The organism is Ideonella sp. P3_A4 (assembly GCF_056403075.1).
This window is the reverse complement of sequence record NZ_JBFUGE010001309.1, coordinates 1-675: the sequence shown is the minus strand read 5'-3', so window position 1 is coordinate 675 and position 675 is coordinate 1. Positions and strand designations below refer to the sequence as shown.

Genomic DNA, 675 nt, shown 5'->3' with positions numbered 1-675 from the left:
GCCGTCCATCGAGAACACGCCGTCGGTGAACACCATCTTGAAGCGGGCGCCCTTCTCTTCGGCTTCCTTCAGGCAACGCTCCAGGTCGGCCAGGTCGTTGTGCTTGTAGCGCCAGCGCTGCGCTTTGCAGAGGCGGATGCCGTCGATGATCGAGGCGTGATTCAGCTCATCGCTGATGATCGCGTCAGCCTCGCCCAGCAGCGGCTCGAACAGGCCACCGTTGGCGTCGAACGCGGCGGCGTAGAGGATCGCGTCTTCGGTGCCCAGGAACTTGGCGATGCGGGCTTCCAGCGTCTTGTGGATGTCTTGCGTGCCGCAGATGAAGCGCACCGAGCTGAGGCCGTAGCCGTGGGTGCGCAGCGCCTCGTGCGCGGCCTCGATGACCGCCGGGTGGCTGGACAGCCCCAGGTAGTTGTTGGCGCACAGGTTGATCACCTCGCGGCCGTCGGCGGTGCGCACGTGCGCGCCCTGCGGCGTGGCGATGATCCGCTCTGACTTGTACAGGCCCGCTTCGCGGATGCCGTCCAGCTCGGTGCGCAGGTGGGCGTAGAAGTTGTCGGTGCTGGCCATCGGTGAAAAGTCCTTCTGTTGCGACGTCTTCGGGCACAATCGATGTTCGATGCTTTTTCCGAAGTTCGATATATCGAAATTTCGTGCAGTATCGTAAACAAGCCT

General features: G+C 63.0%; 1 protein-coding gene. It reads right to left on the bottom strand.

The annotated features are described in order from the left end of the window. Positions 1-570 (bottom strand): aminotransferase class I/II-fold pyridoxal phosphate-dependent enzyme (locus AC1DYI_RS37725; RefSeq protein ID WP_477209163.1); only part of this gene is annotated, 570 nt, incomplete at its 3' end. Positions 571-675 lie beyond the last annotated feature (105 nt).